This is a genomic window from Roseomonas acroporae, from assembly GCF_023223525.1.
Classification (GTDB): domain Bacteria; phylum Pseudomonadota; class Alphaproteobacteria; order Acetobacterales; family Acetobacteraceae; genus Roseomonas_E; species Roseomonas_E acroporae.
The window spans coordinates 24,734-36,116 of sequence record NZ_JALPRX010000004.1; the positions used below are offsets into that span (position 1 = coordinate 24,734).

An 11,383-nucleotide genomic window follows, 5' to 3' on the forward strand; every position below is an offset into this window, starting at 1 on the left:
AGGGCGACGCCCTCGGGACGAGGGCGGGGCCCGGAAAGGCGCGGGCGCATCCGTTCCGCCCCGCGCCTTCCCGCCTCGCCGCGCCGCGGCGAACCGCAGTCCGGTTGGGGCCGCGGTTTGCTGCAGCGCGTTGTTTCAGCGCGGCTTCGCGCCGCCGGGCGTGTCCGCCCGCCGGCGATCCGCTCTATCCTGCCCGCCGCCACGATCCGGGAGCATCCACAGTGAGCGACGCAACGGCATGGGATGCGCGCTATGGCGGCGGGGACTTCCAGTTCGGCGAGGCACCGAACCGCTACCTCGAATCGCTGACGCCCCGTCTGCGGCCGGGCATGCGCGCCCTGGCGGTGGGCGACGGCGAGGGGCGCAACGGGGTGTGGCTGGCCCGGCAGGGGCTGGCGGTGACCGCCGTGGACTGGTCGGCGGCGGGGCTGGCCAAGGCGCGCGCCCTGGCGGCGCGGGAGGGCGTGGCGCTGCGGACGGTGGTCGCGGACCTCGCGGCGTGGGACTGGCCGGCGGCGGCGTTCGACCTGGTGGCGTGGGTGTTCGTGCACCTGCCACCGGCGGACCGGGCCGTGGCGGCGCGCGGGGCGGCGGCGTCGCTGGCGCCGGGCGGGCTGCTGGCGCTGGAGTGCTTCACGCCGGCGCAGGAGGGGCGGCGCAGCGGCGGGCCGAGGGACCGCGCGCTGCTGTGGAGCGGGGCGATCGTGCGGGAGGCCTTCGCGGGGCTGGAGGTGCTGGAGTGCCTGGAGGGCACGGTGCGGCTCGACGAGGGGCCGCGCCACCAGGGCGAGGCGGAGGTGGTGCGGGCGCTGCTGCGGCGGCCCGGATAGGGCCGGCACCGGGATGGCCCGGCGGGGCAGGCGTAGGGAGAGCCAGCGCGCCGGCGGACCGGGGCCCGACCGCCGGCGCCGGGCTCATCGGCTGGTGCCGTCCCCGGCGCGCTCGGCGGGGCTGCTGCCGCCCGGCGTGGGGGGCTGGGCACGGGTGAGCTGGGTGAGCAGGTCGGTGCCGCGCGGGCCGGTCAGGTAGTCCTCCAGGTCCTGGAAGTCCTCGTGCCGCTCGGCGCAGAGCTCGGGCGTGGCGGGGACGGTCGGCACGGGCGTGGCGCGCACGCGGTCCCGCGAGCCGGCCGGCACGGCGGCCTCCAGCGCGGCGTTGATCTCGGCGGCGCGGCGACGGGCGGCGTCGGTGAGCGGGAAGTGGCAGGCCTCGGCCTGGCGGATGATGGCGCGGATCTCCGCGACGCCGCTCTGCACGTTGCGGGCGGGCGGATCCTCGGCGGCGGCGGGGCCGGCGCAGAGGAGGAAGGCGCAGAACGGGAGGAGGGCGAGCGCGGCCAGCGCGGTGCGCCGGAAGGCGGGGCGCGGGCGGTCGGGTTGCCGGGGCGGGGCGGCGGCCCGGAGGCCGGGCGGCCGCGGCGCGGGTCGGGCCATGGCTGGCGGCGGGCGGCGGGGCTGGTGGCGGATCATGCCGGAACGAACGCGCGGCGGGCCGGATCGCTCCCGCATCGTGGCGCGGGTGGCGCCGTCGGGCGGAACCGCCAGGGGGTGCCGCCCAAGGGGGGATACCGCCTGGGGGGGGCACCGCCTGGGGGGCACCGTCGGGCGCTGCCGCCGGGTCGCGCCGTTCGGCGTCGCCGTCGGGCGGACCCGCCCGGCCGGGGGAGAATCCGGAATGCGGTTCCGTTATCGGAAAGGAGGTTGGGCATGGCCGTCCTGGTCACCGGTGGGTCGGGTTTCGTCGGGTTGAACGTCGCGGCGGCGCTGCTCGGCGAGGGAGAGGCGGTGGTGCTGTTCGACCGCGCCCCGCCGCCGGGCGCGGCGCTGGCCGCCTTCGCCCCGCTGCCCGGGCGGCTGGCGGTGGAGACCGGCGACGTGCGCGACGGCGCTGCGCTGCGCGCGGTGCTGCGCCGGCACGGCGTGCGGCGCGTGGTGCACGGCGCCGCCATCACCGCCGCGCAGCCGCGCGAGGCGACGCAGGCGCGCGAGATCGCCGAGGTCAACCTGATCGGCACGATCGAGATGCTGGAGGCGGCGCTGGCCGAGGGGGTGGGGCGGGTGGTGCAATTCGGCACCGGCGCGGTGTTCGGCGAGCCGGTGCAGGTCGCGCTGCTCGACGAGGCGCGCGACGCGCCGGTGCCGGAATCCCTCTACGGCATCACCAAGTACGCGGCCGAGCGGGTGGCGCTGCGCTACCGGCGCACGCGCGGGCTGGACGTGGCGGTGGCGCGCCTCGGCGTGGTGTTCGGGCGCTGGGAGTACGACACGGGCGTGCGCGACACGCTGAGCCTGCCGCTGCAACTGGCCCTGCTGGCCGAGGCGGGGCGGCATGCGCGGGTGCCGGCCTCGGTCTCGGCCGACTGGGTCTACGCCACCGACGTGGCCGGGGCGGTGGCGCGCCTGCTGGCGGCGCCTTCCCTGCCGGGGGCGGTGTACCAGGTGGCGACCGGCCGGCCTTGGTCGGTGGAGTCCTGGTGCGCGCGGCTGGCGGCGCGACACCCCGGCTTCGCCTACACGCTGGTCGGTCCGGAGGCGGCGGCGGATGTCGGGGGCGGGGCGCCGCGGCCCCGGCCGCCCTTCGCGGTGGAGCGGCTGCGCCGGGAGGTGGGCTTCGCCGCCGCCTACGGCGAGGCGGAGGCCTTCGCCGACTACGCGGCCTGGCGGGAGGCGTGGGCGCGCGGGCAGGCGGGGAGCGCGCCGCCGGGCCCATAGAGCATTTTCAAGCTGAGCGTCCTCGCTCAGCGGCTCGGAAAATGCGAAAAATCAAAGGCTAGAGCCGTTCCGGCCTGATACAGTCAGGCTGGAACAGCTTTAGAGCATTCCCGGGCCGGGCGCACGCGCCCGGCGGCTCGGAAGAGGCGCCGGGTCGAGGGCCGGGGCCGTTCCGGCAGGGCGGGCGCACCCGGCCGCCCGGAGAGCGCGCCGGGGCGAAGGCCGGCGCCGTCCCGGGCCGGGACCGGGCGCGGCGCGGGCCGGCCCCCGGTTCAGCCGCCGACCTCGACGCTGGCCTGCAGCCCGAAGGCGGCGGCGAGCGATTCGACCCGCCGTTCCAGCCCCTCGCCCACGAACACGCCGGTGCCCTCGACGAGGCGCAGCACCAGCCGGCCGCCGCGCCGCTCCAGCGTGGTGTTGGCGAGCAGCGCCGGGGTGCCGCCGGAAAGGGTGTAGGCGAGACGCAGCGCCGCGGCGAGCAGCGTGGCGCGCCGCGCCGAGGCCGGGTCGAGCAGCTGACGCGCCGGCAGCAGGCAGGGCGCCGATTCCGGGGCGTCGTAGCGCAGCCCCACCACCAGGGCGAGGAAGGCGCGCGCCGGGTGGTCGAGCCCCGCCCCGTACTGGCGCAGCACGCGCAGCACGGCCTGCTCGGCGCGGTAGTCGGGGTGGTCGCGGCTGCCGATGTCGGAGACCCAGCACGCCGCCTCGCGCAGCCGGCGGGCGGCCGGGCCCTCGGCCTCCGGCGCCTCCTCGAACAGCGGCGCGGTCCAGCGCAGCAGCGCCGGCGGCAGGTCGGTGTCGCGCGAGCAGAGCGTGGCCAGCTCGCGCGCCGCGGCCAGCATCGGATCCTCGGCCCGCGTGGCGGGGTCGAGCAGGCGGCCGTACCAGCCCTCGCGCAGCCCGTTGGCCGAGAACACGACGCGGCGCGCCCCGGTGGCGCGCAGCAGGCGGCGCATGGCGACGGCGGCGAAGGGCAGGTCCGCGGCGCGCTTGGCGGAGACGCCGGGCAGGCGCTCCAGCGCCTTGACCGGGGTGGCGATCACCGAGGTGGTGAGCGTCCGCGCCGCCTCGCGCGGCAGCACGTAGTGGTGGACGATGGAGAGCGGGTAGCCGGACTGGTCGATGTGCAGCTTGGCCAGCGCCCGCCAGGCGCCGCCGACCAGGTAGAGGTCGCGGCCCGATCCCTCCTTCAGCCAGGGCACGCCGGCGAGGTCGCCCTCGGCCACGGCGCGGGCGCGGGCCGGGTCGCCCCCCGCGCGCTCGGCGAGGCGGATCGTGCCGAGCGGCAGCGAGGCCACCTCGGCGATGCCGCCGCCGGCGAGGTTCACCACCTCCAGCGAGCCGCCGCCGATGTCGCCCAGGATGCCGTCCGCGTCGGGGAAGCCGAGGAACACGCCCTCGGCGGAAAGCCGCCCCTCCTCGGCGCCGGTCAGGATGCGGATCGGCACGCCGGGCATGCAGGCCTCCAGCGCGGTCACGAATTCCGGCCCGTTGGAGGCGTCGCGCGCCGCGGCGGTCGCCATCACCTCGACGGGCTCGGCGCCCATGGCGCGGGCCACGGCGTGGTAGCGGCCGAGGACCACCTTGGCGCGGGCGATCGCCGCCTCGTTCAGCCGGCCCGTGGACTGCAGGCCGCGCCCGAGCCCGAGCACCGCCTTCTCGTTGAAGATGGCGTGCGGATTGCGGCCGCGCCCCTCGAACACCACGAGGCGGACGGAGTTGGAGCCGAGATCGACCACGGCGGCCCGGGGGGCGGAGCGGGTTTCGTGGCGGGGTGGCGTGTCTGCCATCGCATCGGGATCCGGCTGTCGGGGCGCGTGGGCTGGAAGGCCCGTGCACGAATAAGGTTGCGTCGCCGGGCGCGCAATCGGCGCGGCCGGGAGGCCGGCGGCGTGCCCGCGTCGCGGGCGCATGGCCGGCGGACGGCCGTCGGCGGTGCCGGTTCCGGCTCCCGGCCGGGCGGGGCCGGCAGGCGGGCCCGGGGCAGGGGGGGGCGGGGGGGGCGGGGAGGCGCGGAGGGCCCGGCCTCCCGCCCGGCGCCGGGTGCGCCGTCAGTCCTGCCGGACGCGGTCCGGGCGCTGGCGCTTGTGCGGCGCGGCGCGCGGCGGCCGGTGCAGCGCCGAGCCGCGCCCGGAGAGCGAGGGGTTGGTCATGAAGTACTCGTGGGCCGAGAAGGGCTCGCCGCCGCGCGGCGCGACGCGGCGCCAGCTGCCGTCCACGCCCAGCTCCCAGCTCTGCGCCGTGTCCTTGAGGTTGACCACCATGATCTGGTCGAGGATCTGCGCGTGCACGGTGGGGTTCTCCACCGGCACCATGGTCTCGACCCGCCAGTCCATGTTGCGCGCCATCCAGTCGGCCGAGGAGATGAACACGCGCGCCTTGCGCGAGGGCAGGCGGTGGCCGTTGCCGAAGCAGTAGATGCGGCTGTGCTCCAGGAAGCGGCCGACGATGGACTTGACGCGGATGTTGTCGGAGAGGCCGGGGACGCCGGGGCGCAGGCAGCAGATGCCGCGCACCACGCAGTCGATCTTCACCCCGGCCCGGCTCGCGCGGTAGAGCGCGTCGATCAGCTGCTCGTCCACGAGGCTGTTCATCTTCAGCCAGATGCCGGCCGGCCGCCCCTCCCGTGCCGCCTCGATCTCGGCCTCGATCAGCGCCAGCAGCGAGGGGCGGATGGTCAGCGGCGCGAAGGCGAGCGCGGCCATCTTCTCGGGCCGGGCGTAGCCGGTCATGTAGTTGAACAGCTTCGCCGCGTCGCGCGTCAGCGCGGCGTCGGCGGTGAAGAAGCTGAGGTCGGTGTAGATGCGCGCCGTGACGGGATGGTAGTTGCCGGTGCCGAAATGCGCGTAGGAGCGCAGCCCGCCGCCCTCCCGGCGCACCACCAGGCTCACCTTGGCGTGGGTCTTGAGCTCGACGAAGCCGAACACGACCTGCACGCCGGCCGCCTCGAGCTGGCGGGCCAGGGCGATGTTGCGCTCCTCGTCGAAGCGCGCCTTCAGCTCGACGATGCCGGTGACGCTCTTGCCGTGCTCGGCGGCGTCGATCAGCGCCTTGGCGATCGGGCTGTCGGCGGTGGTGCGGTAGAGGGTCTGCTTGATCGCCACCACGTTCGGGTCGCGCGCCGCCTGGCGGAGGAACTGCACCACCACGTCGAAGGATTCGTAGGGGTGGTGGACCACGATGTCCTTGGCGCGGATCGCCGCGAAGCAGTCGCCGCCGTAGTCGAGGATGCGCTCGGGGAAGCGCGGCGTGTAGGGCTTGAACAGCAGGTCCGGCCGGTCGTCCACGATGAGCTGGCGGATGTCGGAGAGGCCGAGCAGCCCGTCCACCACGTTGATGCCGGCGCGGGCGGCGCCCAGCTCGTCGGCGACGAAGTCCATCATGTCCTGCGGCATGCGGGAATCCACGGTGACCCAGATGGCGATGCCGCGCCGGCGGCGCTTGAGCGCCGTCTCGTAGGAGCGCACGAGGTCCTCGGCCTCCTCCTCGAACTCCACGTCGGTGTCGCGGATCAGGCGGAACAGGCCGCGCTCGGCGGGGATGAAGCCGGGGAAGAGGCGGCCGAGGAACAGGCCGATCAGGTCCTCCAGCAGCAGGAAGCGGATCGGCGCGCCGCCGGCGCCCGCCTCGCCCTCGAGGGCGGGCAGGCGGATGCAGCGCTCGATCTGCGGCGGCAGCGGCAGCAGGGCGCGCATGGTGCCGCCATCCTCCTCGCGCACCAGCTTCAGCACCATGGCGAGCGCCAGGTTGGCGATGAAGGGGAAGGGGTGGGCGGGGTCCACGGCGAGCGGCGTCAGCACCGGGAAGACGCGGTCCATGAACCAGCCTTCCAGCCAGGCGCGGTCCGCCTCGGTCAGCTCCTCCGTGCCGCAGAGCATCAGCCCGGCATCGCGGAGCTGGCCGGCGACCTCGCGCCAGGCCGCCTGCTGCAGGCCCATCAGGCGGCGGGCGCGGCCGTGGATCGCCACGAGCTGCTGCGACGGGGTGCAGCCGTCGGGCGAGCGGTACACCACCCCCGCCCGCTCCTGCCCGATCAGGCCGGCGACGCGCACCGAGTAGAACTCGTCGAGGTTGGCGGCGGAGATGGCGACGAAGCGCAGCCGCTCCAGCAGCGGGTGGTGGCGGTTCTCCGCCTCCTCCAGCACGCGGGTGTTGAAGTCGAGCCAGGAGAGCTCGCGGTTGATGAAGCGGTCGGGGGAATCGAGGGCGATGGCGGGCTCGTCGGGCGGGGACTGCTCGATGGACAGGGCAACGGACATGGCGCGAATCCCTTCTCGACCGGATGGCGGTGGAGCGTGCCGTCCCGGCGGGAGCGGGCATTCTCGCGGCAACGGACGGTTCTGGCGACTCCCCCCGGCGGCGCGCGCCGGGGCGAGGCCCTGCCGCGGGAAGCCGCCGGGGCGGCGCCCGGCAGCCTCGCCGCCGCGCCGGATCGCCGGGGGCGGGACGCGCGGAATCGTGGATCCGACTTGGAAACGGCGCCCGCCCGGCGGTGCCCGGGGCCGGCCCGGCGGCGGGCCGCCGCGGCGCGCGGCCCCGGGCGGCGGCGGCCCATGCCGGTGTGAAGCTTCCGTGAAACCGTGGCGCCGGGCCGGATCGTCCGATCCCCGGCCGCCCGCGTCAGAGCAGCCGCGCCTCCTCCTCCGCCGCCCCCGCCTCCTCCGTGCCGCCGAAGCCCTCCCACTCCGCCAGCGCCGCGCGGGCCAGGGCGCGGGTGACCGGCACGCCGCGCGCCAGCGCCGCGCGGTCGAGGCGCGCCGCCGCCTCGGCCACCGCCGCCGCCTCGCGCGGCAGGCGCGCCAGCAGCCACTCCCGCAGGCCCGGGGCGACGCGCAGCTGGCGCTCGGAGAACTGCTTGGCCAGGAGGGCGCGCAGCAGCGCCTCGCCGGGCGGGCCGATCGCGACGGCCGCGGTGGCGCGCAGGCGGCTGGCGAGGTCGGGCAGCGCCACCTCCCAGCGCGCGGGCGCGGCGCGGCCGGCCAGCAGCAGCGATTCGCCGCGCTCGGCGGCGAGGTTGACGAGGTGGAGCAGCGCCCGCTCCTCGGCCGCGCAGTCGGCGTCGTCCACCACCGTGCCCCGGCTGCCCCCGCCGCCCGGGGCGGGCTCGGGCAGGCCGCGCAGGAAGGGCCCCTCGATCAGCCGCCAGCCGCGCTCGGCGGCGATGGCGCGCAGCAGGTGCGTCTTGCCCACCCCCGCCGGACCCCAGACGGCGAGGCGCCCGGCGGGCCAGCCCTCCGGACGGTCCGCCCAGCGCAGGGCGGCGGCGTTGGAGGCGTCCGCGACCAGGTCGGCGCGCGCGTAGGAGGCGGCTTGCGGCAGGGCGAGGGCGAGCTGGCGGGGCGCGGCGTTCATCGGGCTGGGGGGATGGGGCGGCTGGAGCCGGGTGGCGGGGGGGCCCGATGGCGGGAGCCGGGCGCTCCCCGATTCTCAGCGCCCGGCGCGGGGGGGATCGAGGTAGAGCGGGCTTTCCAGATAGCGGCGCAGCCAGTACCGCGCCACCACGCCGAGCGCCGCCGCCATCGGCACGGCCAGCAGCACGCCGAGGAAGCCGAAGGCGACGCCCCCGGCGAACAGGGCGAAGATCACCCACACCGCGTGCAGCTCCACCCGGTCGCCCAGCAGGCGCGGGTAGATCACGTAGCCCTCCAGGATCTGCCCGGCGACGAAGATGCCGACCACGAGCCCGACCTGTGACCAGGTGTCGAACTGCGCCATGGCGAGCAGCGTCGAGAGCAGCAGCCCGGTGAAGGAGCCGACATAGGGGATGAAGGTCAGGAAGCCCGAGAGCAGCCCCACCGTCAGCCCCAGCTCCAGCCCCGCCGCCGAGAGGGCGACGGCGTAGTACACGGCCAGCCCCGCGCAGCAGATGAGCTGCCCGCGCAGCCAGGCGGAGAGCACCCGGTCCGTGTCGCGCCCGAGCTGGCGCAGCGTGGCGGCGGAGCGGCGCGGCAGCCAGCTCTCGGCGCGGGCGATCATGCGCGGCCAGTCGCGCAGCAGGTAGAAGGCGACGATCGGCGTCACCACCACCAGCGTGAACACGTTGAACAGCGCCACCGAGCCGGTGATGACGCGCGCCAGCGCGGTGCCGACGAAGTAGAGGATGGAGCCCGCCTGGCCCACGGCCAGCTCGCGCAGCCGGTCGCTGACCACCTCCGGGCCGAGCCGCGCCTCCAGCGGCCCCAGCGCCTCGCGCACCGAGCGGCCGATGCCGAGCACGTAGGCGGGCAGGCGCTGGAGCAGGATCGCCACCTGCTGCACCAGCAGCGGGTAGAGCAGCAGCACGCAGAGCAGGAACACCACGCCGAGGCCGGTGATGAGCAGCGCCGCGGCCAGGGTGCGGGGCATGCCGAGGCGGGTGAGGCGCGTGGTCGGCGGGTCGAGGAAGTAGGCGATCGAGGCGGCCAGCACGAAGGGCGTCAGGATCGCCGAGAACAGCCAGATCAGGAACAGCAGCGCCAGCAGCAGCCCGAGCATGAGGGCGAGGCGCTGGCCGCGCGTGGAGCCGGGCTGGGCCGGCGCCGCGCGGCCGGCCGGCGCGGCGCCGGCGGGGCGGGCGGCGGCGGGCGGCGAGGGGGCCGGCGCGGCATCGCGGCGCGGCTCCCGGCCCGGCGGCAGCGGGCTCATGCCGGCGGGGCGGGGCGGGGGCGGCTCGGCGGTCGGCAGCGGCGGCGATCCTGGCCGGGGTGGGGGCGGGCCATCAGGCATGGGGGGCGCCGCCGCCGGCCGGCCGGTCGGCTGGCGGGGTGGACGGCGCGCCGCCGGCGGCGGGCGGGGCGGAGGCGGTCGGGTCGGCGGGGCCGGCCTGGGCGGAGGCGGGCGGGGCGCGGGCCGGGCCGGTCGCCGGCGGTCCCCCGCCGGGGCGCAGCGCCGCCCGCACATAGGCGGCGCCGGAGGCCAGGGTGCTCGCCGCCACGAGCCAGACCAGCGCCGGCTGCAGCCAGCCCAGCGGGCCGCCGAGCGCCCGCCCGGGGCCGGCCAGCAGGAGCGCCACGCCGGCCAGCGCGATCTGCAGCAGCGTGTTGAGCTTGGAGATGGGCAGCGGCCGGATCGGCGGCCGCGGACCGAGCAGGGCGAGCAGCGCCACGCCGCCCACGATCACCAGGTCGCGGAACACCACCAGGATGGCCAGCCAGTCCGGCAGCACGCCGATCGCGGCCAGGGTGACGTAGACCGAGACCAGCAGCGCCTTGTCGGCCACCGGGTCGAGCAGGGCGCCCAGGGCCGAGCGGGCGTTGCGCACCCGCGCCAGCCAGCCGTCCAGCCCGTCCGAGACGCCCGCCGCCACGAACAGCCAGAAGGCCGCGTCCAGCCGCCCCTGCAGGATCAGCCAGATGGTCGCCGGAACGGCGCAGAGCCGCATCAGCGTGATGACGTTGGGCAGGGTGAGCACCACCGCCGGCGGCGGGGCGTCGGGCGCGGGGGGGCGGGACGTGCCGGCGGCGCCCGTCGGCGGGGCGGGCGCGCCCCCCTGGCCGCCAGGGCGGGGCGCTGCCGGGTCGGGCGGCATGGGCTTGGCTTCCGGCTCGGTCGTGCGGCAGGTCAGTTGATCCGGGCGATGCCGACGCGCCAGCCGCCGGGCGCCGGCCCGGTGGCGAGGCTCACGCCGGCGGGCTGCAGGCTGCCGGCGACGGCCTCGGCCGGCGCGCGGAGCCCGAGGCGGAGCCGCGCCGCGTCCACCGCCACGGTGACGATGCTCACCGAGGCGATGTCCGGGGCGGCGCGCAGGCGCCGCTGCAGGTCCACCCATTCGGCGAGCGAGAGGTAGCGCGCCTCGGCCTCGATGGTCGAGGAGGCGGGGGCGGGGCGGGGCGGGCCGGATGGCGCCGCGCCGCCGCCCGCGCCGCCACCACCTGCCACCGCCGTGCCGCCGAGGGCGCGGCGCGCCCGGTTCGGGTTGAAGTTCACCGTGATCCGGCCGGCGTAGCGGGTGGGGGAGGTGCGCTCGCGCTCGATCACGATCGAATCGACCAGCCCCTCGATCTGGGCGTCGGAAAGGTGGCGGCCGGCCGCGCCGGCCTCGGCGGCGAGGCGTTCCCACGCGGTGCGGCGGCCGGCGGTGAGGGCCCGCTCGCGCGCCACCACGCCATCCTCGGCGGTGGCCTCGGCGGGGATGTTGCGCTGGGCGAAATTCGGCCCGGCCGGGGCCTCGGCGGGAAGGCCCGGGTCGGGCGCGAGGCCCTGCGCGCGGGCGCCGCCCGGCAGCGCGGGTGCGAGCAGCGACGCGGCGAGCGCCAGCGCCAGCATGTGGCAGGGCGGCGGCCGCCGGAGCGCGCCGGGGCGGCCCGCCCGAGGGGCCCTCCCGTGGTCCTTCCGGTGGTCGCCCAAGGAACGCACCGGCCCGCCCGCGCCGGCCGGCATCCCATCAAGCATCCCATCCCGCCCGCAGCCAGGCATGCCGTCCTCCATCAGCCCCGCGGCGCGGCACGCGGCCGGGCAGCGCGAATCGACGTCCGGCCGGGGCGGGGTGGCAGACTGCCCCGGCTCGTCGCGATGCAAAACAGATTTCGCGGGCGCGGCCGGCCGTGCCGCGGCAGCGGGCCGTCGCGCCGCCCCGCCCCGTCCTGCCTCGCCGCGGCGCCGGCGGGCGCAGGGCCGCGTGCGGCGCGGGGCCGGGGCGCCGCAAGCCCCGTGGCACGGCGCGGCGCGCGCGCTACAAGCCGGGCGATGCCGCC

Annotated in this window: 9 protein-coding genes; 2 read left to right on the forward strand and 7 right to left on the reverse strand. The window is 77.4% G+C overall.

The genetic code is table 11. The annotated features are described in order from the left end of the window. Window positions 1–221 precede the first annotated feature (221 nt). A complete protein-coding gene (locus M0638_RS01080; RefSeq protein ID WP_248665102.1) occupies window positions 222–830 on the forward strand; it encodes a methyltransferase domain-containing protein in 609 nt (202 codons plus the stop codon). An 84-nt stretch (window positions 831–914) separates the two neighbouring features. On the opposite strand, the gene M0638_RS01085 is transcribed toward M0638_RS01080, so the two are convergent. Beyond that, window positions 915–1,433 carry a hypothetical protein gene (locus tag M0638_RS01085; RefSeq protein ID WP_248665103.1) on the reverse strand — a complete coding sequence of 173 codons (519 nt, stop codon included), beginning with the start codon at window positions 1,431–1,433 and terminating at the stop codon, window positions 915–917. A 273-nt stretch (window positions 1,434–1,706) separates the two neighbouring features. On the opposite strand from M0638_RS01085, the gene M0638_RS01090 reads away from it, so the two are divergent. After that, window positions 1,707–2,711: an NAD-dependent epimerase/dehydratase family protein gene (locus M0638_RS01090; RefSeq protein ID WP_248665104.1), complete on the forward strand. Its 1,005-nt coding sequence runs from the start codon at window positions 1,707–1,709 to the stop codon at window positions 2,709–2,711. 272 nt (window positions 2,712–2,983) lie between these two features. On the opposite strand, the gene M0638_RS01095 is transcribed toward M0638_RS01090, so the two are convergent. From M0638_RS01095 to M0638_RS01120, 6 genes are all read right to left on the reverse strand, one after another. Further along, window positions 2,984–4,501, reverse strand: a complete 1,518-nt coding sequence (locus M0638_RS01095) for a Ppx/GppA family phosphatase (RefSeq protein WP_248665105.1) — start codon at window positions 4,499–4,501, stop codon at window positions 2,984–2,986. Window positions 4,502–4,762: 261 nt separating this feature from the next. Next, window positions 4,763–6,970 carry an RNA degradosome polyphosphate kinase gene (locus tag M0638_RS01100; protein ID WP_248665106.1) on the reverse strand — a complete coding sequence of 736 codons (2,208 nt, stop codon included), beginning with the start codon at window positions 6,968–6,970 and terminating at the stop codon, window positions 4,763–4,765. 361 nt (window positions 6,971–7,331) lie between these two features. Then, window positions 7,332–8,063, reverse strand: coding sequence for a P-loop NTPase family protein (locus M0638_RS01105; protein WP_248665107.1), 732 nt, complete (start codon window positions 8,061–8,063; stop codon window positions 7,332–7,334). A 75-nt stretch (window positions 8,064–8,138) separates the two neighbouring features. Further along, window positions 8,139–9,335, reverse strand: a complete 1,197-nt coding sequence (locus M0638_RS01110; protein WP_248665110.1) for an AI-2E family transporter — start codon at window positions 9,333–9,335, stop codon at window positions 8,139–8,141. A 73-nt stretch (window positions 9,336–9,408) separates the two neighbouring features. Next, a complete protein-coding gene (locus M0638_RS28680) occupies window positions 9,409–10,218 on the reverse strand; it encodes a CDP-alcohol phosphatidyltransferase family protein (RefSeq protein WP_282571768.1) in 810 nt (269 codons plus the stop codon). 32 nt (window positions 10,219–10,250) lie between these two features. After that, window positions 10,251–10,955, reverse strand: a complete 705-nt coding sequence (locus M0638_RS01120; RefSeq protein ID WP_248665108.1) for a hypothetical protein — start codon at window positions 10,953–10,955, stop codon at window positions 10,251–10,253. Window positions 10,956–11,383: the final 428 nt, after the last annotated feature.

Excerpts from the sequence above, each read along its gene's own strand:
- M0638_RS01100 (WP_248665106.1), bottom strand. The coding sequence starts at position 6,970 with ATGTCCGTTGCCCTGTCCATCGAGCAGTCCCCGCCCGACGAGCCCGCC.
- M0638_RS01095 (WP_248665105.1), bottom strand. The coding sequence starts at position 4,501 with ATGGCAGACACGCCACCCCGCCACGAAACCCGCTCCGCCCCCCGGGCC.
- M0638_RS01085 (WP_248665103.1), bottom strand. The coding sequence starts at position 1,433 with ATGGCCCGACCCGCGCCGCGGCCGCCCGGCCTCCGGGCCGCCGCCCCG.
- M0638_RS01120 (WP_248665108.1), bottom strand. The coding sequence starts at position 10,955 with ATGCTGGCGCTGGCGCTCGCCGCGTCGCTGCTCGCACCCGCGCTGCCG.
- M0638_RS01110 (WP_248665110.1), bottom strand. The coding sequence starts at position 9,335 with ATGAGCCCGCTGCCGCCGGGCCGGGAGCCGCGCCGCGATGCCGCGCCG.
- M0638_RS01090 (WP_248665104.1), top strand. The coding sequence starts at position 1,707 with ATGGCCGTCCTGGTCACCGGTGGGTCGGGTTTCGTCGGGTTGAACGTC.
- M0638_RS28680 (WP_282571768.1), bottom strand. The coding sequence starts at position 10,218 with ATGCCGCCCGACCCGGCAGCGCCCCGCCCTGGCGGCCAGGGGGGCGCG.
- M0638_RS01105 (WP_248665107.1), bottom strand. The coding sequence starts at position 8,063 with ATGAACGCCGCGCCCCGCCAGCTCGCCCTCGCCCTGCCGCAAGCCGCC.